Genomic DNA, 22,487 nt, shown 5'->3' on the forward strand with positions numbered 1-22,487 from the left:
TTGAAAAGACATAATCATTATTCAACATAAACTGATACAATGATAAAGTTATAGATAATAAAGCTTGCTTTTATCAATTTCTACACATTTTAAATATTGACCCTTGAGTTATGTTACTGGTGTGTTCATAGCCACTTTTACTATTTTCCCAAAAAGTTTGGTTGAAAATACTGTAAACATTTAACCGGATTATGTATTATTTGCATATGTGATATTTATTTTGGATATATATTGGAATTTTAGGCGAAAAGAGGGTTCGTTGATTGGAAATCAATCGGTGATTAATAGTTCCGTGGGACATTCAAGAAACATGTGAAGAATGAAGAGCGGTTCTCTCTTTCCGGTAAATAGTATGGATAGGTAATAATCACTTTATAAAACTAAAAAGGAGGCGTCGTAACCTTGAATTTTGAACTGCTGACAATAACGGTATTATGGTCCTTCCTTTATGTATATGTCATAATTGCTTCCATTGAGTTTGGGGTTGGTTTTTTTACATATTATGGTCGTTTTAAAGGTAAGCAGGTGGGAATTCCTAAATCGACAGGTCATTATGATCCACGACTCTGGCATATTACGATTATTTTCTTTATATTTTTTGTGGCAGGATTAATTGGATTTTTTCCGGATACATTTAATTATTTTGGCAGAGCATTGGTTCTACCAGGGCTGGTCGTTTTATTACTGGTAGTCATCAGATTTATGGCACATTTTTTGTATAAAAAAGGGAACAAAACAAGCTGGTCATTTTTGTTCGTTTATGTTTCGACTGGGATCCTTATTCCTGCCTCTTTATCCATTGGGCTTACGATATCTGAGGGAGGTTTTATAAAAAAAGAAGGAGAACGAGTGTTTCTCCTGGTAAAAAAATTGTTCCTCAGTCCTTATTCCTGGAGTGTCGTGTTTCTGACAATTGTAAGTGTATTGTTTATAAGCGCCGTATTCTTGCTCTATTATAAGGAAAAGTCTAATGATAAGGAGGCAAGTATGACTGTGCGAGGCTATGCTCTTTTTTGGAGTGTTCCTACGATCATTGCAGTTGCTTTAGCGACTATTTCATTAAGGGGACATAATTTGCGTCATTTTCAAAATGCTCTGGAGATTTGGTGGTTATTTGCGCTTTCTTTAATTAGCTTTATGGCTGCCCTATACTTAATCATTCGAAATAAAAGACATGGTTTAGCATTTATATTTGTATTACTTCAGTTTTTGTTTGCTTTCTACGGATATGGTATTTCACATTTGCCTTTTATACTTGATCCGTTCATTACATTGGACTCGTTTAATGGGAGCCACTTATGGTTAACATTAGGATGCTTATTGGTAATCGGATTATTGCTTCTGACTCCATTTACTCTATTGATCAATAAAATGTTATTCCGAACAAAATGAAAAACGCGAGTACCTGTTAAGGTACTCGCGTTTGTGCTTTTTATACTTCCATGATAATAGGCAGAATCATCGGACGTCTTTTGGTTCTTTCGTATAAGAAAGGTCCGAGTGTGTCTGTAACTTGATTTTTAATTTCAGACCATTGTGTAGTCTTACGTGCCATGATTTTATTTAAATGCTGAGTGATTAGGTTTTGAGCATCGTTAATCAGATCTCCTGATTCACGCATATAGACGAACCCGCGAGAAATGATATCGGGCCCAGCAGCAATTTTGAACTCTTTCATATTGATGCTGACAACAACTATCACAAGACCTTCTTCTGAAAGAATACGACGGTCGCGAAGGACGATATTTCCAATGTCCCCGATTCCGCTTCCATCAATATAGACATTGCCGGAAGGTACCTTGCCAGCAACGGTAGCACTATCCTGAGTAAGTGCCAGCACTTCACCGTTGTCCATGATAAAGCAATTTTCCTCCAAGACACCGCAATCCACAGCTGTTTGTACATGTGTTCGCTGCATGCGGTATTCTCCATGGATTGGCATAAAGAACTTAGGCTTCATCAATCTGAGCATTAATTTTTGTTCTTCCTGTCCACCATGGCCAGATGTATGAATATTACTTAAAGGACCATGAATGACATCGGCTCCAGCACGGAATAACATATTAATGGTGCGTGATACACTAACCGTATTACCTGGTATTGGTGATGATGAGAATACAACTGTATCACCAGGATTAATCTGGATTTGTCTGTGAGTACCGTTTGCAATTCTAGATAAGGCAGCCATCGGTTCACCCTGTGAACCAGTACAAAGAATCGTTACTTCGTTTGCCGGTAATCTATTTAATTGCTGAGTATCAATAAATGTTTCTTTTGGTGCGGTAATATAACCAAGTTGAAGTCCAATTTCGATGGCATTTTCCATACTGCGACCAAAAACGGCTACTTTCCTGTTGTTTTGTACAGCTGCTTCTGTAACTTGCTGCAGGCGATGAATATTCGAAGCAAAGGTTGCGAAAATAATGCGTCCTTCTACTTTTCGGAATATATCATGTATACTTTCGCCAACTTTACGCTCAGACATAGTGAAATTAGGGATTTCACTATTTGTACTGTCTGAGAGAAGGCATAGAACACCTTCTTTACCAATTTCAGCCATTTTAGTTAAATTGGCAGGTTCTCCAACCGGAGTAAAATCGAACTTGAAATCACCGGTATGTACAATATTGCCCTGTGGTGTTTTAACCACAATGCCGTATGCATCCGGGATACTGTGAGTGGTACGATAGAAAGTAACAGATGTTTTCCGGAACTTGATCACATCGTCCTCTTTAATTTCATGGATAATGGCTTGTCTTAGTAAACCGTGTTCTTCTAATTTCTTCTTTACTAATCCAAGTGCCAATTTGCCTCCATAAAGTGGAATATTCACTTGCTTTAGTAAATAAGGTATCCCGCCAATATGATCCTCATGACCATGAGTAATAAACAAACCTTTAATCTTGTCCGCGTTTTTTACGATATAGGAATAATCCGGTATGACATAATCAATGCCAAGTAATTCATCTTCCGGAAACTTTATTCCGGCGTCAATTAGAATAATTTCATCCTGGAATTGAACGCCATATGTGTTTTTGCCGATTTCGCCTAGCCCTCCGAGGGCGAAAACAGCTGTTTGGTCGTTCTTGACAAATTTCATATATTATTTGGTCTCCGTAATATGGAAATCTGGATTCTGTTTTTCAAATTCCAAATATTCATCTTTAAGAACTTGAACAAATTCAATATTGTATGGAAGGCTTTTTAACTTTTGGCGGACATCTCTTTCCGATTCCCCTTCAACGTAAATAGATTTAGTATTTTCGCGAACGGGTGTCTCAGCTGCGTTCTCCTGAAAAAAAACTTTAAAAATCATGTAAATCTCTCCTAACTTACTCTTGTAAAATTTATAAATAAAGAGGTGGCAAGGAGCAACAACCAGGCCACCTTATCTATTGATATTCATCTTAGACTGTCGGTCTAAACAGTTCATCATCTCTATTATAAGAAAATTTCCTAACATTTGCATGTTTAAACAATTTTCTTTAAGGACTGTTATCTACTTTACCGTATAGAATAAGCCCTCCGCAAGGATATTTGAAGGGCTTTTCAAAAAATTATGCAATTGATTTCCTGCCCATCAGGTCTTTCCATTGTTTGAGAAGCTTTTTTCTGAGCTTTTTTAACATGGCTGACCATCTCCTTTATCTATTATTTTAATGGTAATTAAGCGTTTGGTAAATATGCTTGAGGGATATAAGTACCTAAACGTAAAAATAAATTTATCGTCCCACTCATAAATAGTATATGCTTGGATTCAAAAGCTTATATTGTAATTTATTTACAATCGCGTCTGATTCATAATCTAAGTATAACTAATATCTTTAACCGTTACTATTTTTCCTGAAGAGTCAAGATAACTAATCATAGCTGTTTTCCTGTTGTATGAGATTCCTCATGCAGAGGTTTACTATTTATTATGATAGTATGATTGTAGACAATAATACGTTATATATAGTATTGCGCATCTGGGAGGAAATGTTTATGGGTAAAATTGTATTTTTTGACATTGATGGGACACTTCTAAATTCTGAAAAGAAATTACCGGAATCCACTAAGGAAGCAATCCATTTACTTAGAAAAAATGGGACATACGTTGCAATAGCGACAGGTAGGGCACCTTTTATGTTCAGCCATCTTATTCATGAACTGGAAATCGACTCTTTTGTCAGCTTTAATGGTCAATATGTTGTTTTTGAGCATGAGATGATTTATAAAAACCCTCTATCTCAATCACAATTAGAAAAATTAACGAGAGAAGCAAAGGCGAATGGTCACTCCATGATCTATATGAATGAGAAAACAATGAAAGCCAACGTTACACATGATCCCTTTATAGAAGAGAGTATGGGATCTCTTCATTTTCCACATCCCGAGGAAAAGGGAGACTTTTATAAAAATCATGAAATTTACCAAGCTCTTTTATTTTGTGAGGAACATCATACGTCTCTTTATGAAGGAAACTATTCGGATCTGCAATTCATACGCTGGCATCCATATGCAATGGATGTAGTACCAAATGGAGGGTCAAAAGCTAAAGGAATTGAGTATGTGATTGAGCGCAAGGGATTCTCTATGGATGAAATTTATGCATTTGGTGATGGATTAAATGATCTTGAAATGATTAAGGCAGCAGGTACGGGTGTGGTCATGGGAAATGGTGTACCGCTGTTAAAGAAAGAAGCGGACTTTATTACAAAAAGCGTAGATTCAGATGGGATTTATTACGGATTAAAGGAATTAAAGCTTATATAAATTTGTTAGTAATCAGCAACTGACTAGTCATAAAATAGGGCAGAGCGGTTTAGCCACATAGTTTCTATAAATAAGTGAACAAAAAAAGACTGTAGACCAACCTAAATAGGGAAAATGTCTACAGTCACAGCCGGTGATTAATCACCGGTTTTTATTTTTCAATGGCTACCGCATTGTCTAAATGGGCAAATGGATCTTTAGGATTTATATGATCATAGAACATGACTCCATTTAAATGATCAATTTCATGCTGAATAATAATGGCCATCATGCCGCTTAATCTTAAAGTAATCTCTTCCCCCTCAAGCGTATAAGCTTGTACTTTTACTTTATTGTAACGGGGAACATAGCCTGGTATGGCACGATCTACTGATAAACAGCCTTCTCCGGTACTTAAATAAGCCTTCTGAACAGAATGGCTAATAATTTTTGGATTAAAGAGAGAATAGCTATGGAGCTTATTTTTATCGTCTGTAGCGTGAATGGCAATCATTCGTTTTGAAATATTAATTTGAGGAGCTGCCAGCCCAACCCCAGGACGTAGACCGTATTTTTCTGCTTTTACTGGATCCTGGCTGTTTTGTACATATTCCATTAAGCTTTTGAGAATTTCTTGGTCTTCTTTGGAAGGCGGAATTTGTACTTCCCCCGCTCTTTTTCGTAGAGTGGGATGCCCTTCTCTGATAATATCTTGCATTGTAATCATTATTTCACCTCATAAAACTGTCCATTTATACTCTATAGTCTATCAAACCTTGCATAAAAAGTTAATTATGACTTCTGTAATCTTAACAAACATATAAGGGGTCTGTACGCCTTACTTATCTTTACGTAGTAGCGTATTTTAAGTTTAGGAATTAATCAATAGCAATCATACTACAATATATTACCTTATATTTAGATTACTAAGTAATTTCGGGGGTATTACTCCTATTATATATGTTATTTGTTGTCAAAATATTTCCATTTCGTTATAGTAAAGTAGGGATAGATAGGAGTGCTAATCATGGAAAAATACAAAAAAATTATTACACTTACAGGTATGTTAGTAGTAATCCTTGCATTAACAGGATGTCTAAACAATAGCAGTCCAGAAGAGAAAATTTATGATACTCTGGAGGAAGTGGCTGCATTGGAGGAAGACTTCCAAAAACAACAAGAGCCGCTTCAAAAGCTGGAGGAAGAAGATAATGAACTGTATGGAAAGATTATACAATTGGGTATGAAGGAAATAGAAGAAATACAATCATTATCAAATGATGCTATTAAAGGAATAGAAGAAAGACAAGCGTTAATGAAGAAGGAAAAAGAAGCTATCGATAAAGCTAAGGAACAATTTAAGGATTTAAATGGTCATATAAACGATCTTGAAGACTCATCCTTAAAAGCAGAAGCGAATGAATTAAAGGATACAATGACGAAAAGATATGATGAGTATGATGAACTGTATAAACATTATACAAAGAGTCTTACACAGGAGAATGAGTTATACACACTCTTTAAAAAAGAGGATGTGACCAAAGAAGATTTACAAGAACAAATTGAGAAAATCAATGAAACGTATAATTCACTGATGAACTCAAACAAAAAATTTAATGACTTAACGAATGAATATAATGAACAAAAGATTGCTTTCTATAAAAGGGCAAAACTAGATGTTGATACAGAATAAGAAAAAGCCATCAGGAGTGATGGCTTTTTTTTATAGAAATTCCAGGTTGTCGATAATCAATTCGATAAGTTTTGGTATGTTTTGTTAAGTAGTAAAACCTAATTGATTTTTGACCAGTATCGAGTATGATTATTTTTATTATAATTTAAAAATGGTTATTAGGTTTTATACATTTAGTATTGCATGTTTAATAAGGTTAGTTATTTTGCCCATATTACTTTAGTTTAGGGGATTATAAATACAGAAAGTTCATCTTTGTAAGCGCTTTTTCCACATTCTGTATTAGTATAAAAAAATATTAATGTATAACAGTTTGTCGTTAAAGAAAGTTTGTGAAAATGTTTACATACTCGAATCATATAAGTTGACGGCAATTATTTAAATCGTGTAAACTTTAACCATTGATACAGTTGTACTACTTTTTATCAAGAGGAAACTAATACAGTTATCTAATGGTTTAGGTGTGGAAAACTGGCATTATGATAATTTAAAGATGGATATTTAACCATTTATAGAAAGGAAGATGTGAATCCTATGGCTTCTAAACAACAGAAAGTCCTTATTGAGGCAGAGAAGCAGTTGGAAAGCGTTAGCGACCAGTTCAAGACGTTGCAAATTTTAAATGAAGAGGGAGAAGTCGTAAATAAATCAGCTATGCCTGATTTAAGCGATGAACAGCTTCAAGAATTAATGAGAAGAATGGTTTACACTCGTATTCTTGATCAACGCTCTATCTCTTTGAATAGACAAGGTCGTCTTGGTTTTTATGCTCCAACAGCTGGACAAGAAGCTTCACAATTGGCATCTCAATTTGCTTTGGAAAAAGAAGATTTCATTTTACCTGGTTACCGAGATGTACCACAAATGATTTGGCATGGTCTTCCATTGACTCAAGCCTTCTTGTTCTCTCGTGGCCATTTTGCTGGAAATCAAATTCCTGCAGACGTTAATGTGATTTCTCCGCAAATCATCATTGGTGCACAATATATCCAATGTGCAGGTGTAGCTCTTGGTATGAAGAAAAATGGAGCGAAATCTGTTGCAATCACATATACAGGTGACGGCGGTGCTTCCCAAGGTGATTTCTACGAGGGAATCAACTTTGCTGGTGCATTTAAAGCTCCTGCAATCTTTATCGTTCAAAATAACCGTTTTGCGATTTCTACACCGGTTGAAAAACAATCAGCTGCTAAAACAATCGCTCAAAAAGCAATGGCTGCCAGTATCCCAGGTATTCAGGTAGACGGTATGGATCCATTAGCTGTTTACACTGCAGTTAAAGAGGCACGCGAAAGAGCAATTAATGGAGAAGGTCCTACTTTAATTGAAACTTTAACTTATCGTTATGGTCCACATACAATGGCTGGTGATGATCCAACACGTTACCGTACAGCTGACCTTGATAACGAGTGGGAGAAAAAAGATCCACTTGTTCGTTTCCGTAAATTCCTAGAAGGAAAAGGACTATGGAGCGAAGAGAAAGAAAATGAAGTAATTGAACAAGCAAAAGAAGATATCAAAGTTGCTATTAAAGAAGCGGATAATACTCCAAAACAAAAAGTAACTGATTTAATTATGAATATGTATGAAGAGCTTCCATACAACCTAGAAGAACAATATGAAATTTACAAAGAAAAGGAGTCGAAATAAGCCATGGCCCAAATGACGATGATTCAAGCCATCACTGATGCATTACGTACTGAAATGCGTAATGATCCTAAAGTTCTCGTTTTTGGTGAGGACGTAGGAGTAAACGGTGGTGTCTTCCGTGCTACTGAAGGATTACAAAAGGAGTTTGGAGAAGACCGCATCTTTGATACCCCTTTAGCTGAATCTGGTATTGGTGGATTGGCAATTGGACTTGGATTGCAAGGATTCCGTCCTGTTCCTGAAATCCAATTCTTCGGCTTCGTATTCGAAGTTATGGACTCTATTGCTGGTCAAATGGCTCGTATGAGATATCGCTCCGGTGGTACTTATACTTCACCAATTACAATCCGTTCACCATTTGGTGGTGGTGTACATACACCTGAGATGCATGCAGATAGCCTTGAAGGTTTAATGGCTCAAACACCAGGTGTAAAAGTGGTTATTCCATCTACACCTTATGATGCAAAAGGTTTGTTAATCTCTGCTATCCGTGATAACGATCCGGTAATCTTCTTAGAACACATGAAATTATACCGTTCTTTCCGTCAAGAAGTACCTGAAGGGGAATATACAATTCCATTAGGTAAAGCTGATGTGAAACGTGAAGGTACTGATCTTTCTATTATTACTTATGGCGCAATGGTTCAGGAATCACTTAAAGCTGCAGAGCAACTTGAAAAAGAAGGTGTATCTGCAGAAGTAATCGATTTAAGAACAATTAGCCCGCTTGATATTGATACAATTATTGCATCTGTTGAGAAAACTGGACGCGCAATTGTTGTACAAGAAGCACAAAAACAAGCAGGTATTGCTGCTCAAGTTGTTGCTGAAATCAACGACCGTGCCATTCTAAGCCTGGAAGCACCAGTATTGCGTGTAACTGCTCCTGATACAGTATTTGCATTCTCTCAAGCTGAGCCTATATGGTTGCCAAATCATAAAGATGTACTTGAAACTGCAAAAAAAGTTTTAGAATTTTAACATAACAGGAGATGCTTTCGTGGCATTTCCTGACTAACACAACCATAACTTTAAAAACTGAAAAGAAAGAGGAGGAAGAAAAGCCATGGCTTTTAAATTTAAACTCCCGGATATCGGCGAAGGTATACATGAAGGTGAAATAGTAAAATGGTTTATTAAACCAGGTGATAAAGTACAGGAAGATGACGTACTGTGTGAAGTGCAAAATGACAAATCTGTTGTTGAAATTCCATCTCCAGTAGAAGGTACTGTTCAAGAAGTATTAGTTGAAGAAGGTACTGTAGCAGTAGTTGGTGATGTACTTGTAACTTTTGATGCACCAGGTTATGAAGATGTACAATTTAAAGGTGATGAGCACGGTGAAGAAAAAACTGAAGCTCAAGTTCAATCTACTTTAGAAAGCGGACAAGACCTTAAGAAAGAAGCAGCAGCTCCAGCAAACTCTGATACTCCAACTGGTGCAGGTTCACAGCCACAAGCAGAAGAAACTGCAAGTGACCGTGTAATCGCAATGCCATCTGTTAGAAAATTTGCTAGAGAAAACGGTGTGGATATTCACAAGGTTAAAGGCACAGGCAAAAATGGCCGTGTATTAAAAGAAGATATCCAAGCATTTATGAATGGTGGACAAGAAAGTGCGCCTGTACAAGAAGCTCCTGCTGCCAAAGAAGATTCTAAACCAGCTGCAGCGGCTATTCCTGCAGGAGAATATCCTGAAACTCGTGAAAAAATGAGTGGAATTCGTAAAGCTATTTCTAAAGCGATGGTTAACTCTAAACATACAGCTCCACACGTTACATTGATGGACGAAGTAGATGTGACTAAATTGGTTGCTCACAGAAAGAAATTCAAAGAAGTTGCAGCTGAAAAAGGAATTAAGCTAACATTCCTTCCTTACGTTGTTAAAGCTTTAACAAGTGCATTAAGAGAGTACCCAGCATTAAATACATCTCTTGATGATGCTACACAAGAAATTATCCATAAACACTATTACAATATCGGTATTGCAGCTGATACTGAAAAAGGACTTCTTGTACCTGTAGTTAAAGATGCAGATCGTAAATCTATGTTTGCTATCTCTAATGAAATCAACACACTTGCCGGAAAAGCTCGTGATGGTAAATTAGCTCCTAATGAAATGAAGGGTGCTTCTTGCACAATTTCAAATATCGGTTCTGCCGGTGGACAATGGTTCACACCAGTTATTAACCACCCAGAAGTTGCGATTCTTGGAATCGGACGTATTGCAGAAAAACCAATCGTTCGTGATGGTGAAATTGTAGCTGCTCCTGTATTATCATTATCTTTAAGCTTTGACCACCGTATGATTGATGGAGCTACTGGTCAAAATGCATTAAATCACATTAAACGTTTATTAAATGACCCAGAATTATTATTGATGGAGGGATAAGACATGGTAGTTGGAGATTTTCCAATTGAAACAGATACTATAGTAATCGGTTCTGGTCCAGGAGGTTACGTGGCTGCAATCCGTGCTGCGCAACTTGGACAAAAAGTAACAATCGTTGAAAAAGGAGACCTTGGTGGCGTATGTTTGAACGTTGGATGTATTCCATCCAAAGCCTTAATTACTGCAGGTCACCGTTATCATGATGCCAAACATTCTGAAGATCTTGGTATCACTGCTGAAAACGTAAAAGTGGACTTCTCTAAAGTTCAAGCCTGGAAAGGTACTGTAGTAGAAAAATTAACAAGTGGTGTTGGCGGATTACTTAAAGGTAACAAAGTAGACATCGTTAAAGGTGAAGCTTACTTTGTAGACGCTAATAACATCCGTGTTATGACTGAAAATAGCGCTCAAACATATACATTTAAAAACGCTATTATCGCAACAGGTTCTAGACCGATTGAATTACCGACATTTAAATATTCTGATCGTGTCATTCATTCCACTGGTGCTTTAAACCTTGATCATATCCCTGCAAGCATGGCTATTATCGGCGGTGGAGTAATTGGAGTTGAGCTTGGTTCTGTATATGCTAACTTTGGTACTAAAGTAACCATTCTAGAAGGTATGGACGAAATCTTGGCTGCTTTCGAAAAACCAATGTCTTCTATCGTTAAACGTAACTTGAAGAAGAAAGATGTAGATATCTTCACTAAAGTTAAAGCTAAAGGCGTGGAAGAAACTGAAAATGGTGTAATTGTTACTTACGAAGAAAAAGGCGAAGAGAAAAAAGTTGAAGCTGAATATCTATTGGTAACAGTTGGAAGAAAACCTAATACTGATGAAATTGGTTTAGAACAAGTCGGTATTGAACTAGATGAAAGAGGCTTCATTAAAACAGATAAGCAATGCCGTACATCTGTAAGTAATATTTTTGCGATTGGTGATATCATCTCTGGCCCTCAATTAGCTCATAAGGCTTCTTATGAAGGTAAAATCGCTGCTGAAGTTATTTCAGGACATGCAGCTGAGATTGATTATCTAGGTATTCCTGCAGTTGTATTCTCCGAACCGGAACTTGCAACAGTTGGTTATACTGAACAACAAGCAAAAGAAGAAGGTTTAGATATCGTTGCTGCTAAATTCCCATTTGCAGCAAACGGACGTGCTTTAGCATTAAATTCTGCAGAAGGATTTATGAAGTTAATTACACGTAAAGAAGACGGATTAGTAATCGGTTCTCAAATTGCTGGACCTGGTGCTTCTGATATGATTGCAGAGCTAGGCCTTGCAATTGAAGCAGGAATGACTGCTGAAGACATCGCTATGACTATTCATGCTCACCCTACATTGGGAGAAATCACAATGGAAGCAGCAGAAGTTGCGATGGGAAGCCCAATCCACATTATTAAATAATTAATTATTTTTTACACCCCTATCCTTTTTGGACAGGGGTGTTTTATTTTGTCGGTAAAGTGGTAAAATATAGGATAAGGTTGTCGAAAGGTGGAATTTCATGAGATATGCTATAGCTTTGCTTACATCTATGGTTCTGTTGCTATCTGGTTGCGGAGAAGAAGAGAAGGCGAAAGAAGATACACCTAATAAAAGTGTAGAACAGACACAATCAAATCAGGGAACAAAGCCTAATAAAGCTGAAATTAACAAAGAGGTACCTAAAGAAACAGCAGCGAAGCCGATAGAGGAGATTTCACAAAACTATCAGGTCAATCTAACAAATTGGAAAATTGAGCCTATAGAAGATGGTGAAAAGAAAGTAGCTCTATTAACCATCGATGATGCACCGGATCGATATAGTTTAGCAATGGCAAAAAAATTAAAAGAAATGAATGCCTCTGCTATATTTTTCGTTAACGGACATTTTTTGGAATCGGATGCGCAAAAAAAGATATTGAAACAAATCTATGATATGGGATTTGAAATCGGTAACCATACATATAGTCATGCCGTCCTGCCAGAATTGGATGAAGAGGCGCAAAAAGAAGAAATTATTAAAGTGAATGATATGGTGGAAACTATAACCGGTGAAAGGCCCAGATTTTTTAGAGCTCCATATGGGCAAAACACAGAGTTCTCAAAACAAATAGCCAAAGAAGAAAAAATGCAGTTAATGAATTGGACAATAGGATACGATTGGGAAAAACAGTACCAAGATAAGGACGCTTTAGTGAAAGTTATGCTTACTAGCAAAGAATTGTATCCGGGAGCAAACCTGCTTATGCATGACCGTAAATGGACTAATGATGCAATGCCAGAATTAGTTGAAGGATTACGTGCAAAGGGTTATAGGGTGATAAATCCTCGTGAAATAAAATCTTTTTAATGGAAGAGTTCTGGCAGCCTCAGTAATTAGGCTGCCTTTTTCAATACTATTTTTAAGTAACTAGTTGAAGAGTGGATGGGTGGGTAATATGTTTGTACAGAAATCCTTTGGTATGGTTAGCGCCTGCTTAAGGGGAAACCTCCGGATTGAGTTAATATGTGTTGGCAAAACTAGATCTGTCCTTGCTCGGTAGATGATTCATGATTTGACGACTTTCTAGATAGCTATTCAACCAGTAGCTTGATCATCACTATTAGGTACATATAGGTTATAAGCCCTCTAAATAAACCAATTTAAAGTATAAAGTATGGCTCTACTTTTTTAGATTAAAATGGATGATTCTCCCGTTAAATAAATGAAGTTCCCCTTTTAATTTCTTTGATAAAAATTTAGCAAACTCATTAGCCTTCGATTTATCACCAATTGTAGAGTGTTGAGATAGACTGATTTGGATATAAGGGACTCTTTGTTTATTTTCATCAGGGGTTTGTATATATTCATAATCCACTCCAATGGCTATCATGTGATAGTCCTTTTCCTCTGAGTATAAATAAAACCAATTATGTTTCCCTTCGTCTGTTACTTTCAAAACATAAGGAAATGCAGTTTTACTATAATCCCATGCTAATTGTTCGGAAGTATGCGAGATTGATTGTCTATACTGATTGATCAATTGTTTAATGTCCTCAATAGTTATGTCATCTTTTATGGATCCCTTCATTTTTATAAACGTTGATAAAGTCATAGGAACCTCCCTGAATTAATTTATTTTAATTAGTTTATCATTACCTGAAAATGGATAACAAGGGTGATAATGAAAACGCTTTTCTTGGTTAAGTGTATTTAATTTCATTAATGAAGGAATTCATGGATAAAATCATTAGAATAATAGCCAATTTAACTGTTTAAATATTGATATTACACTTACTGATACATTTGCAGGATAAGAGTGTCTAATTGTCATATTAATAATATATTATACACAATTTAACGAAAAATATTTTAATGTGTTATACAATTTGGGCTTGAAATATTCAATGAGTTATACTATTATTGATTTATGGAATTAAAACGCTTTCTTGGAAGGCGTTTACATTTAGAAAAGGAGATGAAATGAATGGGTACAATCGTATGTACAGGATGCAACAATACAATCGATCATTTTGAAGACGAAAAAGTAACAGTATTGTATGCAACATGCACTGATTGCCACAGTTGTGAACAAGAATAGTCACTAGACCAAAACCGGTTCATTTCAAAAACTATAATCATTTAATCTTGAAAACTATAAAAAGTTAACATTAGCGATGACAACCTTCAATTTTCCAGGGGTTGTCTTTTTTATTTACTCGCAAGAACACGGTGTATTCTTTACTTATTCTTTATATGATAAATTAATGATACACAAATGATTGGTTTCACTTTTCAATTAAGAAGCGAATCATATATTGCCATTGTGTAAAAGCAATCCTAACGACAAAGGAGGGTGTTTTATGTGGAAAACGCGTGTAACAGAGTTGCTTGGCATAGAGCTGCCAATAATTCAAGGGGGGCTGGCTTATCTAGCCTATGCTGAATTGGCTGCCGCCGTTTCAAACGCTGGTGGACTTGGTCAAATTACAGCTATGTCATTGAGCAGTCCTGAGGATTTAGCTAGTGAAATTGATAAGGTACGTTCTATGACTTCTTCCCCATTCGGAGTTAATTTTGCTATTGGTAACCACGGTAAACCTTATGAAGAATTTGTACAAGTGGTACTCTCCAAAGGAGTAGAAGTTGTTTCTGTTACAGGGGGAAACCCGAAAGAATTTTTAGAGATGTTTAAGGGTACTGGAGTAAAAACACTCGTATTGACTGCAGGGGTAAGGCATGCTATGAAAGCTGAAGAACTTGGAGCAGACGCAGTTATGGTGGTTGGCTATGAAGGTGGAGGCCATATAGGAAGAGATGAGTTGAGTACAATGGTCCTGGTGCCTCAGACAGTTGATCATGTCTCCATTCCTGTTATTGCTGCTGGAGGTATTGGAGATGGAAGAGGTTTAATGGCAGCGCTGGCCCTGGGTGCTGAAGGTATAGAAATGGGTACACGATTCATTACTACGAAAGAATGTATACATGCTCATGCCGCTTATAAGCAAGCAATCATAGATAGCTCTGAAAAGGATACGGTAGTGATTAAAAAGAGCTTAGGTGCTCCAGGACGTGCCATTCATAATCCGCTTACGGATATTATCCTTGGAATGGAGGATAATAATTGTACATATGAGGATTTAAAAGATTATATTAGTGGTGTAAGAAACAAAGCATTTATATATAATGGAGATTCAGAAGCTGGTTTTGGTTGGGCTGGTCAAGTTGTTGGTATAATTAAGGATGAGCCAACAGTAGAGCAATTGTTCAGTAGAATGCTAGCGGAAGCAGCAGCTATAAGAGAACGCTGGAAAGCAATTACAACATAAGAGGTGGTACATATGGATTATCAATATCCGATTGATTATGAATGGTCTACTAATGAGATCGTAAAGGTTATATCTTTTTTTCAAGGAATCGAGAAAGCTTATGAGAACGGGATAGAAAGGGAACAGTTAATGAACCTTTACAATGAGTTTAAGCGAATTGTTCCTTCTAAATCTGAGGAAAAGAAATTGTGCAATGAGTTTGAAGAAGTGAGTGGCTACTCTGCCTATCAAGCAATTAAGCGAGCAAAAAACAGTGCTAATGAAGGATTTATAAAATTAAGCCGATAAAAGACATTAACCCCCTTGGCATAGTGCTAATGGGGGTTAATGTCTTTTTCGAGTTTATTAGACATTGTACAGGGGTATTAAATGTACAAATACATCATGAATAATTTCAACTAATTGATCACCGGAAAGCTGAACAGCTTCCTCGCGTGGAATTTGATAGCCGCATAATAATTCAGCTTTTTTGACTGTTTGTAAACGATTAAACATATCGTTTAAGCCATCGGTTGATAATGTACTGTGAGGAATAACTTCCGGCTTCATGTGATCAATAGACCACACGTAATCAGATGGGATAAGATTTTTTATCGATTCAGTTTGGCTAGCCAAACGTTGTCCCTTTTGCGCTTTGTCTTTGGCTTCATAAATAATTGCATACCAAATAAATAAATGGGTTTCCCACAGACCGATTTGAAAATGTGGCTGCATTTTGTAACCGCGTGGATTGGATGAAAAAGATACCCATGTATCATTCGGCGGGTTAATCGTACGACGAGCATGCTTTGCAATATGGGGATACATTGGATCTTGTGTTAAAACAGATAATTCCTCTGTGAAAATCTGACTTAATGTTTCAAATTTGGGACGTATTAAGGTTTTGATTGCATCCATTCGTTGGTCGAGACCATCTATTGTAAATACATTAAAGTCTTCATTTGTGAAACCTTTTATAACCATATATATTACCTCCTATTCTCTCTTATTTTAGCATAAGAATAGAGAGGCCAAATAATATTATGCATATGTAACTAGGCGCTTGTCTATTTTGGTTGCAATAATCCAGAAAGAACATACTATAGTACAAAGTACAATTAAATTTCTGAATTTTCTTAAAATAAATGCAAGGAGAGGATTTTTATGAAACAGGTAGTTAATCACAAACTGAAAGCTCAAGAAGTCGAGAAACATAGAAAAGTAGTTCTCCGGATGGAACTGGATTATGAATTGGCTACCTTATATGAAGCTATTCAGCAGGATGATGAAAAACAAAAAAATTGTTCAAAACAAAAACTTGAAAGAATAAGAAAAGAACTTCTGCGCTTAAAAGCACTTTAATAGTGGATATTATTATATGATTTTTTGATTGATTAAGACGAACTGCATGTTCTCGTTCATGATGTTCGTCTTTTCTTGTTATTTAATGTCATTCGAATTAAACTGGAATTAATATACATACTATAGAAAAGATTTTAATTGAGGTGGGAAAAATGGCGGAATGGTCCAACATTCACGAGATGGCGGTTCAATGGATTAAAGAAGCAGGGGTAAAGATTATTAACTCATTTGAATCAATTTTAGATATTAACACAAAATCAAATGTAAATGATTTAGTCACTAATATGGATATGGAAATAGAGCAATTCTTTAAAGAAAAAATATCTGAACAATTTCCTACTCATCATATTCTCGGTGAAGAAGGTTCTGGCCATGATTTGCAGTCACTGGATGGAGTAGTTTGGATTATCGATCCTATAGACGGAACAATGAATTTTGTGCACCAGCAAAGAAATTTTGCGATATCAATAGGTATAATAGAAAATGGTATTGGAAAGATTGGGCTAATATATGATGTTGTCCATGATGAACTGTATCACTGTATAAAGGGAAAAGGAGCTTTTCTCAATGATAGCGAGATTCCTAAGATAAAGGAAGTTCCACTTCCCGAATCTATTATAGGTTTAAATCCAATTTGGCTGACGGACAATAAAAAAATTGATAAGAATCTGACGGGCAGACTTGTCAAAGATATAAGAGGGACCAGGTCCTATGGATCTGCTGCCCTTGAAATTGCCTATGTTGCTACTGGGAGAATGAACGCTTATATATCGATGAGATTGGCGCCATGGGATTTTGCGGGGGGAGCCGTGATTATTGAAGAATTGGGTGGAAAAGTGACTGATCTGCAAGGTAACCCGATTCATTATCTAAAGAAGAGCTCATTCCTAGTGTCATCGCCAGCTTTACATGGAGTGATTCTTGAGCAGTATTTATCATCCTGATGGCTATAAAAGAGAAAAAGCATCAGTACTGATGCTTTTTTATTGCTTAAAATATGATATTGCGGTAAAATTATTTAGTTAAAAGAATAGTCTAAAGTTTTTCTCTCCAACGCTTTTTTAGTGTAAAGCCGCTTCCCATAATGCCGATAAAAGCTAACAGGCATAGGACAATGGCCACTACACTTCCTTCAGCGATGGATATAGCAATTCCGCATAAGCTTGTCACAGCGAGAACTGCTAGCAGCATAAATATAAAGTTAATATTCATATGTAATCACCCCAATCTTCATATTCATTGTACACAATACGATAGCAGCTTTCTAGTTTCAGTATGTTATAATGACAAGGTTGGTTTCGATAAGCATAAAATCTGGGAGTTGAAATAGTTTGCAATACAGAAATGACGTCAAAAATATAGCGATTATCGCTCACGTTGACCATGGTAAAACAACTTTGGTCGACCAATTGTTAAAACAAGCAGGTACATTCCGTTCTAATGAACAAGTTGCTGAAAGAGCAATGGATTCCAATGATCTTGAAAGAGAGCGCGGTATTACAATTTTAGCGAAAAATACTGCCGTTAACTATAAAGATACACGTATTAACATATTGGATACACCGGGACACGCAGACTTCGGCGGAGAAGTAGAACGTATCATGAAAATGGTAGACGGTGTTCTCTTAATCGTTGATGCGTATGAGGGTTGTATGCCGCAAACCCGTTTTGTACTAAAAAAAGCATTAGAACAAAAACTTACGCCAATCGTTGTTGTTAACAAAATTGACCGTGACTTTGCTCGCCCTGAGGAAGTAATTGATGAAGTTATTGATTTGTTTATTGAATTGGGTGCTACTGAAGAACAATTGGAATTCCCAGTTGTTTATGCATCAGCAATTAACGGTACCGCTTCTTTAAGCCCTGATGTGGCTGATCAAGAAGAAAATATGGAGTGTTTATTTGAATCAATCGTAGAAAATATTCCATCACCTGTTGACAATCGTGAAGAACCGCTGCAATTCCAGGTTGCTTTGCTGGATTATAGTGATTATTTAGGAAGAATAGGAATTGGCCGTGTTTTCCGTGGCACAATGAAAGTTGGACAACAAGTATCCTTAATGAAACTTGATGGAACTGCGAAAAATTTCCGTGTAACTAAAATATTCGGCTTCCAAGGATTGAAACGTGTGGAAGTAGAAGAAGCCTTACCGGGTGATTTGATTGCTGTCAGCGGTATGGAAGACATTAACGTTGGGGAAACAGTTTGCCCAGTAGATGTTCAGGAGCCGCTTCCAGTTCTGCGTATAGACGAGCCTACATTACAAATGACATTTGTAGTAAACAACAGTCCATTCGCCGGCAGAGAAGGTAAATGGGTAACATCACGTAAAATCGAGGAGCGTTTAATGAGCCAGCTCCAAACAGATGTAAGTTTACGTGTGGATCCTACTGATTCTCCGGATGCCTGGATTGTTTCCGGACGCGGAGAGTTACACTTATCCATTCTTATCGAAAATATGCGCCGTGAAGGATATGAACTTCAAGTGTCTAAGCCTGAAGTAATCATCCGTGTTATTGATGGTGTTAAATGTGAACCTGTGGAACGCGTACAAGTTGATATTCCTGAGGAATACACAGGTGCAATCATGGAATCATTAGGGGAAAGAAAAGGCGAAATGCTGGATATGGTCAATAACGGAAGCGGACAAGTACGTCTAGTGTTTAACGTTCCTTCCCGTGGATTGATCGGGTATACAACTGAATTCTTAACATTAACTCGTGGTTATGGTATTTTGAACCATACATTCGATTCTTATCAACCTATGCAGGCAGGTCAGGTTGGAGGAAGAAGACAAGGTGTTCTTGTATCCATTGAGACAGGTAAAGCTACTCAATACGGTATCATTCAAATTGAAGACCGCGGCGTTATCTTTGTAGAGCCAGGTACTGAAATTTATGAAGGTATGATTGTTGGGGAACATAATCGTGAAAATGACTTAACTGTCAATATTGTTCGTGCTAAACAACAAACAAACGTTCGTTCCGCTACAAAAGATAATACAGTTACTATGAAAAAACCTAGAATCATGTCACTTGAAGAAGCATTGGAATATTTAAATGATGATGAATACTGCGAAGTAACACCAGAATCAATTCGTTTACGTAAAAAGATTTTGGATAAAAACGAACGTGAAAAAGCAGCTAAGAAAAAGAAATTCGCTGAATAACTTTTACCTTTGGGGAGAGGGAGCGTTTTAAAGTGGATATTACAAATAACCTGCCGTTCTTTGCAGACTTGTATCGAATAGGAGATCCACAATATTCACAAATAGGGGTGTGGGCTCTATATTTGACGATTGTAGTACTTTGCGGAATAGTGTATAAACTGGGGTTTGCTAGAAAATTAAGTCTTGGAAAAAGCATAGTAGTCTATGCCATTATGGCCTTTGGATGCAGCTTTTTGACCTTTTTGGCACTATTCTTGCCTGTAGCAGAAGTACTGGTAGTGGCTGCTGCTTTTCTGGGAATTTATAAATATAGACTCCGTAAGGAAATGAAAAACGAGGTAAATGCGGAATAAGGAGTGAGCGAATGAACTCTGTTCAGGATACGATCTATAATTGGTTAACGATAAAAGTTGTCATTGATCATCGACCTGAAGATACCGCAGCAAATGAAACAGTCCTCTGGTTCGAAAATACCTTGCAGGAGAAGTTTGGTATATCAGACTATCACTATAAAAAAAGTGGCGGTTGGTATATCGTCACCTATAAAAATGAAGAGTCTGTAAATGAATTCAGGTTTCCGGAGGATATGATTGAGGTTATGCTCAATCAAATACTCCAGAATCCGGATCATTACCGTAATTATCCATCATAAAAAAACAGAGAAGATGAGTATCTCATTCTTCTCTGTTTTTTTGTTTTTATTTGAAGATTACAGGTAAAACAGCCCGATTTCTTTCAGGTATATGTAGTTTACCACGTGTCCTCTTCTTTAGCCGCCCGATATAATCTGAAATTTCCAGTGCTTTTTCGTGCAATTGTTCGTTCTTCGATACGTTTATTGCATTCCTGACACATATATGTATGAATTGGACGATTTCTAAGTCGTTTAGCCATTAACGTTTCATCATCAATTGATTCGATTTTATCACAGATTACACATTTAACTCGCATTACAGGACACCCCAATCTATTGCATGTAAAGTCATTATACCATATAAGGATTTTCCATACATGGTTATGGAATGGTCTGGTTATTTGAAACGGATAAGATGAATGATTAAAATTTTTTTCAAACTTTAAGAATAAAACAATTTAAAGGAAATGGGTTATTTTCTTCTATTTTTGTATGTAAATACATATATTTGAGCATCAGATTTGTCCAGCTATTAAAAACAAAATTCCATCCGGCTTATTTTGATTAAACGTGAAAAATGCAACTCTTGCTTATTAAATGTTGTATTTCAATAAGTCATCAGCGTGTTGTAAAGCTCTGGATAGGTAATGAAATTATGACACAGGAGGATATATTTTGAGCAAAATTTATGTTCTAGATACGAATGTATTATTGCAGGATCCAATGTCTATTTTTTCATTCCAGGATAACGAGGTCATCATCCCGGCAGTAGTATTGGAGGAACTGGATTCAAAAAAACGAAACTTGGACGAAGTAGGGAAAAACGCCCGCTATGTTTCAAGACTTATTGATCAGCTGCGTACAAAAGGTAAGCTTCATCATAAAATCCCATTGTCGAATGGTGGGGTGTTAAAAATAGAGATGAATCATCGCTCACCCCACAATGTCGCAGAATACTTTGCAGAAAAAACAAATGATAATCGTATATTGGCAATTGCCAAAAATTTATCGCTGGAAGAACAGGCAAAAGAAAATGGGCGGAGCGTAATATTAGTAAGTAAAGATATTCTAATGCGGGTAAAAGCGGATGTACTGGGACTTTTAGCAGAGGATTTTTTGAGTGATCGAGTTATACATGAGGATCAGATGTACGCCGGCTTTATCGAGATATTTGTTTCGCGAGCTGATATAAATGAATTCTATTCCAAGGGAGAGATAGCAGCTCCTGCTGATGTAGCAGAGGGGATTCATTTAAATCAATTTGTCATTATGAAATGCACAGAAATAACTTCGCTTTCTGCTTTAGGAATTATTAGCGGACATGAAAAAAGAATAAAAAAGCTTCGATATAATCAGGAGCATGTTTGGGGTATAAAGCCGCGAAATGTGCAGCAGCATATGGCAATCGAATTATTATTAAGAAGTGATATCCAGTTAGTCACATTAACTGGAAAAGCAGGTACAGGGAAAACACTTTTAGCACTCGCATCAGGTTTGCTTCAAACAGAGGATTTGGGGGAGTATAATAAATTACTGGTAGCAAGGCCAATTGTACCAATGGGGAAAGATTTGGGTTTCCTGCCTGGTGAAAAAGAAGAAAAACTGCGTCCATGGATGCAGCCAATCTATGATAATCTTGAATTTTTATTTAACACAAAAAAGCCAGGTGAATTGGACTCTATTTTAGCTGGTATAAATTCTATTGAGGTGGAGGCCTTAACATATATAAGAGGACGCAGCTTACCGGATAGCTTTATTATCATGGATGAAGCTCAGAACCTTACCAAACATGAAGTGAAAACCATACTGACACGTGTAGGTGAGCGCAGTAAGATTATTTTACTGGGGGATCCTGCTCAAATTGATCATCCTTATTTGGATGAATGGAACAATGGGCTGACATATGTTTTGGAAAAGTTTAAGAATGAAGCCATTGCAGGCCATGTGAATTTAGTGAAGGGGGAACGTTCCGGATTAGCTCAATTAGCGGCAGATTTATTATGAGTGAATCTTCTATCTAATTATCCTAACAGGAATGGGTCAGTGTACTTCCTGCTCCAAATCATTTAGAGT

At 36.7% G+C, this 22,487-nt stretch carries 24 protein-coding genes; 17 read left to right on the forward strand and 7 right to left on the reverse strand.

All coding sequences use genetic code 11. The features are described 5' to 3' along the window. Window positions 1-402 precede the first annotated feature (402 nt). Window positions 403-1,392: a cytochrome d ubiquinol oxidase subunit II gene (locus tag F7984_RS06040; protein ID WP_066100870.1), complete on the forward strand. Its 990-nt coding sequence runs from the start codon at window positions 403-405 to the stop codon at window positions 1,390-1,392. 40 nt (window positions 1,393-1,432) lie between these two features. Here the strand turns inward: F7984_RS06040 and rnjA are convergent, their stop codons facing one another. Together rnjA and F7984_RS06050 are read right to left on the reverse strand one after the other, a co-directional pair. Continuing rightward, on the reverse strand, window positions 1,433-3,100 hold the full coding sequence (gene rnjA / locus F7984_RS06045; RefSeq protein WP_066100868.1) for a ribonuclease J1: 1,668 nt from the start codon (window positions 3,098-3,100) through the stop codon (window positions 1,433-1,435). 3 nt (window positions 3,101-3,103) lie between these two features. Beyond that, a complete protein-coding gene (locus F7984_RS06050) occupies window positions 3,104-3,316 on the reverse strand; it encodes a DNA-dependent RNA polymerase subunit epsilon (RefSeq protein WP_066100864.1) in 213 nt (70 codons plus the stop codon). Between the two features lie 668 nt (window positions 3,317-3,984). On the opposite strand from F7984_RS06050, the gene F7984_RS06055 reads away from it, so the two are divergent. Then, the gene (locus tag F7984_RS06055; RefSeq protein WP_066100860.1) at window positions 3,985-4,755 is read left to right on the forward strand and encodes a Cof-type HAD-IIB family hydrolase; all 771 of its coding nucleotides are present in this window, start codon (window positions 3,985-3,987) and stop codon (window positions 4,753-4,755) included. Window positions 4,756-4,906: 151 nt separating this feature from the next. Here F7984_RS06055 and def read toward each other — a convergent pair whose 3' ends face one another. Then, a complete protein-coding gene (gene def, locus F7984_RS06060) occupies window positions 4,907-5,461 on the reverse strand; it encodes a peptide deformylase (protein ID WP_066100859.1) in 555 nt (184 codons plus the stop codon). Between the two features lie 300 nt (window positions 5,462-5,761). On the opposite strand from def, the gene F7984_RS06065 reads away from it, so the two are divergent. The 6 genes from F7984_RS06065 (at window position 5,762) to F7984_RS06090 (ending at window position 12,810) form a co-directional block, all read left to right on the forward strand. Next, entirely contained in the window at window positions 5,762-6,427 is a 666-nt protein-coding gene (locus F7984_RS06065; RefSeq protein ID WP_066100857.1) for a YkyA family protein, read from the forward strand. Between the two features lie 534 nt (window positions 6,428-6,961). Continuing rightward, window positions 6,962-8,077: a pyruvate dehydrogenase (acetyl-transferring) E1 component subunit alpha gene (gene pdhA, locus F7984_RS06070; RefSeq protein ID WP_140461229.1), complete on the forward strand. Its 1,116-nt coding sequence runs from the start codon at window positions 6,962-6,964 to the stop codon at window positions 8,075-8,077. 3 nt (window positions 8,078-8,080) lie between these two features. Next, on the forward strand, window positions 8,081-9,058 hold the full coding sequence (locus F7984_RS06075; RefSeq protein WP_066100851.1) for an alpha-ketoacid dehydrogenase subunit beta: 978 nt from the start codon (window positions 8,081-8,083) through the stop codon (window positions 9,056-9,058). An 85-nt stretch (window positions 9,059-9,143) separates the two neighbouring features. Further along, window positions 9,144-10,469: a dihydrolipoamide acetyltransferase family protein gene (locus tag F7984_RS06080; protein WP_066100849.1), complete on the forward strand. Its 1,326-nt coding sequence runs from the start codon at window positions 9,144-9,146 to the stop codon at window positions 10,467-10,469. 3 nt (window positions 10,470-10,472) lie between these two features. Continuing rightward, entirely contained in the window at window positions 10,473-11,882 is a 1,410-nt protein-coding gene (gene lpdA / locus F7984_RS06085) for a dihydrolipoyl dehydrogenase (protein WP_066100846.1), read from the forward strand. Window positions 11,883-11,982: 100 nt separating this feature from the next. Continuing rightward, on the forward strand, window positions 11,983-12,810 hold the full coding sequence (locus tag F7984_RS06090) for a polysaccharide deacetylase family protein (RefSeq protein ID WP_066100842.1): 828 nt from the start codon (window positions 11,983-11,985) through the stop codon (window positions 12,808-12,810). Window positions 12,811-13,123: 313 nt separating this feature from the next. Here F7984_RS06090 and F7984_RS06095 read toward each other — a convergent pair whose 3' ends face one another. Then, entirely contained in the window at window positions 13,124-13,555 is a 432-nt protein-coding gene (locus F7984_RS06095) for a DUF1885 family protein (protein WP_066100840.1), read from the reverse strand. A gap of 372 nt (window positions 13,556-13,927) precedes the next feature. Here F7984_RS06095 and F7984_RS06100 point away from each other — a divergent pair, with 372 nt between their 5' ends. The 3 genes from F7984_RS06100 (at window position 13,928) to F7984_RS06110 (ending at window position 15,557) form a co-directional block, all read left to right on the forward strand. Continuing rightward, window positions 13,928-14,041 carry a GapA-binding peptide SR1P gene (locus F7984_RS06100; protein ID WP_077247942.1) on the forward strand — a complete coding sequence of 38 codons (114 nt, stop codon included), beginning with the start codon at window positions 13,928-13,930 and terminating at the stop codon, window positions 14,039-14,041. 262 nt (window positions 14,042-14,303) lie between these two features. Continuing rightward, entirely contained in the window at window positions 14,304-15,269 is a 966-nt protein-coding gene (locus tag F7984_RS06105; protein WP_066100837.1) for an NAD(P)H-dependent flavin oxidoreductase, read from the forward strand. A gap of 12 nt (window positions 15,270-15,281) precedes the next feature. After that, window positions 15,282-15,557: a UPF0223 family protein gene (locus F7984_RS06110; RefSeq protein ID WP_140461230.1), complete on the forward strand. Its 276-nt coding sequence runs from the start codon at window positions 15,282-15,284 to the stop codon at window positions 15,555-15,557. A 57-nt stretch (window positions 15,558-15,614) separates the two neighbouring features. Here the strand turns inward: F7984_RS06110 and F7984_RS06115 are convergent, their stop codons facing one another. Further along, complete coding sequence (locus F7984_RS06115; RefSeq protein WP_139891312.1) at window positions 15,615-16,232, reverse strand: DUF1054 domain-containing protein; 618 nt, start codon at window positions 16,230-16,232, stop codon at window positions 15,615-15,617. Window positions 16,233-16,412: 180 nt separating this feature from the next. Between F7984_RS06115 and F7984_RS06120 the strand changes: the two genes are divergently transcribed. Both F7984_RS06120 and F7984_RS06125 read left to right on the forward strand, forming a co-directional pair. Next, a complete protein-coding gene (locus F7984_RS06120; RefSeq protein ID WP_066100827.1) occupies window positions 16,413-16,610 on the forward strand; it encodes a hypothetical protein in 198 nt (65 codons plus the stop codon). A gap of 152 nt (window positions 16,611-16,762) precedes the next feature. Further along, on the forward strand, window positions 16,763-17,554 hold the full coding sequence (locus F7984_RS06125) for an inositol monophosphatase family protein (protein ID WP_066100824.1): 792 nt from the start codon (window positions 16,763-16,765) through the stop codon (window positions 17,552-17,554). A gap of 91 nt (window positions 17,555-17,645) precedes the next feature. Here F7984_RS06125 and F7984_RS18935 read toward each other — a convergent pair whose 3' ends face one another. Beyond that, entirely contained in the window at window positions 17,646-17,822 is a 177-nt protein-coding gene (locus tag F7984_RS18935) for a DUF5325 family protein (protein WP_175354216.1), read from the reverse strand. A 119-nt stretch (window positions 17,823-17,941) separates the two neighbouring features. Between F7984_RS18935 and typA the strand changes: the two genes are divergently transcribed. Genes typA through F7984_RS06140 form a run of 3 tightly spaced genes read left to right on the forward strand, consistent with a single transcriptional unit; the run spans window position 17,942 to window position 20,432 of the window. After that, the gene (gene typA / locus F7984_RS06130) at window positions 17,942-19,780 is read left to right on the forward strand and encodes a translational GTPase TypA (protein ID WP_066100821.1); all 1,839 of its coding nucleotides are present in this window, start codon (window positions 17,942-17,944) and stop codon (window positions 19,778-19,780) included. Window positions 19,781-19,812: 32 nt separating this feature from the next. Then, window positions 19,813-20,133, forward strand: a complete 321-nt coding sequence (locus tag F7984_RS06135) for a YlaH-like family protein (RefSeq protein ID WP_066100818.1) — start codon at window positions 19,813-19,815, stop codon at window positions 20,131-20,133. 11 nt (window positions 20,134-20,144) lie between these two features. Next, complete coding sequence (locus F7984_RS06140; protein ID WP_139891310.1) at window positions 20,145-20,432, forward strand: hypothetical protein; 288 nt, start codon at window positions 20,145-20,147, stop codon at window positions 20,430-20,432. Between the two features lie 98 nt (window positions 20,433-20,530). Here the strand turns inward: F7984_RS06140 and F7984_RS06145 are convergent, their stop codons facing one another. Further along, complete coding sequence (locus F7984_RS06145) at window positions 20,531-20,731, reverse strand: YlaI family protein (RefSeq protein ID WP_066100812.1); 201 nt, start codon at window positions 20,729-20,731, stop codon at window positions 20,531-20,533. Window positions 20,732-21,086: 355 nt separating this feature from the next. On the opposite strand from F7984_RS06145, the gene F7984_RS06150 reads away from it, so the two are divergent. Next, entirely contained in the window at window positions 21,087-22,418 is a 1,332-nt protein-coding gene (locus F7984_RS06150; RefSeq protein WP_175354235.1) for a PhoH family protein, read from the forward strand. Window positions 22,419-22,487: the final 69 nt, after the last annotated feature.

Source organism: Pradoshia sp. D12, assembly GCF_008935075.1.
Lineage (GTDB): Bacteria > Bacillota > Bacilli > Bacillales > Pradoshiaceae > Pradoshia.

Coding starts and splice junctions, on each gene's coding strand:
- F7984_RS06120 (WP_066100827.1), top strand. CDS start 16,413: ATGAAACAGGTAGTTAATCACAAACTGAAAGCTCAAGAAGTCGAGAAA.
- F7984_RS06140 (WP_139891310.1), top strand. CDS start 20,145: ATGAACTCTGTTCAGGATACGATCTATAATTGGTTAACGATAAAAGTT.
- rnjA (WP_066100868.1), bottom strand. CDS start 3,100: ATGAAATTTGTCAAGAACGACCAAACAGCTGTTTTCGCCCTCGGAGGG.
- pdhA (WP_140461229.1), top strand. CDS start 6,962: ATGGCTTCTAAACAACAGAAAGTCCTTATTGAGGCAGAGAAGCAGTTG.
- F7984_RS06080 (WP_066100849.1), top strand. CDS start 9,144: ATGGCTTTTAAATTTAAACTCCCGGATATCGGCGAAGGTATACATGAA.
- lpdA (WP_066100846.1), top strand. CDS start 10,473: ATGGTAGTTGGAGATTTTCCAATTGAAACAGATACTATAGTAATCGGT.
- F7984_RS06065 (WP_066100857.1), top strand. CDS start 5,762: ATGGAAAAATACAAAAAAATTATTACACTTACAGGTATGTTAGTAGTA.
- F7984_RS06075 (WP_066100851.1), top strand. CDS start 8,081: ATGGCCCAAATGACGATGATTCAAGCCATCACTGATGCATTACGTACT.
- F7984_RS06105 (WP_066100837.1), top strand. CDS start 14,304: ATGTGGAAAACGCGTGTAACAGAGTTGCTTGGCATAGAGCTGCCAATA.
- F7984_RS06125 (WP_066100824.1), top strand. CDS start 16,763: ATGGCGGAATGGTCCAACATTCACGAGATGGCGGTTCAATGGATTAAA.
- F7984_RS06095 (WP_066100840.1), bottom strand. CDS start 13,555: ATGACTTTATCAACGTTTATAAAAATGAAGGGATCCATAAAAGATGAC.
- F7984_RS18935 (WP_175354216.1), bottom strand. CDS start 17,822: ATGAATATTAACTTTATATTTATGCTGCTAGCAGTTCTCGCTGTGACA.
- F7984_RS06090 (WP_066100842.1), top strand. CDS start 11,983: ATGAGATATGCTATAGCTTTGCTTACATCTATGGTTCTGTTGCTATCT.
- def (WP_066100859.1), bottom strand. CDS start 5,461: ATGATTACAATGCAAGATATTATCAGAGAAGGGCATCCCACTCTACGA.
- F7984_RS06110 (WP_140461230.1), top strand. CDS start 15,282: ATGGATTATCAATATCCGATTGATTATGAATGGTCTACTAATGAGATC.
- F7984_RS06115 (WP_139891312.1), bottom strand. CDS start 16,232: ATGGTTATAAAAGGTTTCACAAATGAAGACTTTAATGTATTTACAATA.
- F7984_RS06050 (WP_066100864.1), bottom strand. CDS start 3,316: ATGATTTTTAAAGTTTTTTTTCAGGAGAACGCAGCTGAGACACCCGTT.
- F7984_RS06100 (WP_077247942.1), top strand. CDS start 13,928: ATGGGTACAATCGTATGTACAGGATGCAACAATACAATCGATCATTTT.
- F7984_RS06145 (WP_066100812.1), bottom strand. CDS start 20,731: ATGCGAGTTAAATGTGTAATCTGTGATAAAATCGAATCAATTGATGAT.
- F7984_RS06055 (WP_066100860.1), top strand. CDS start 3,985: ATGGGTAAAATTGTATTTTTTGACATTGATGGGACACTTCTAAATTCT.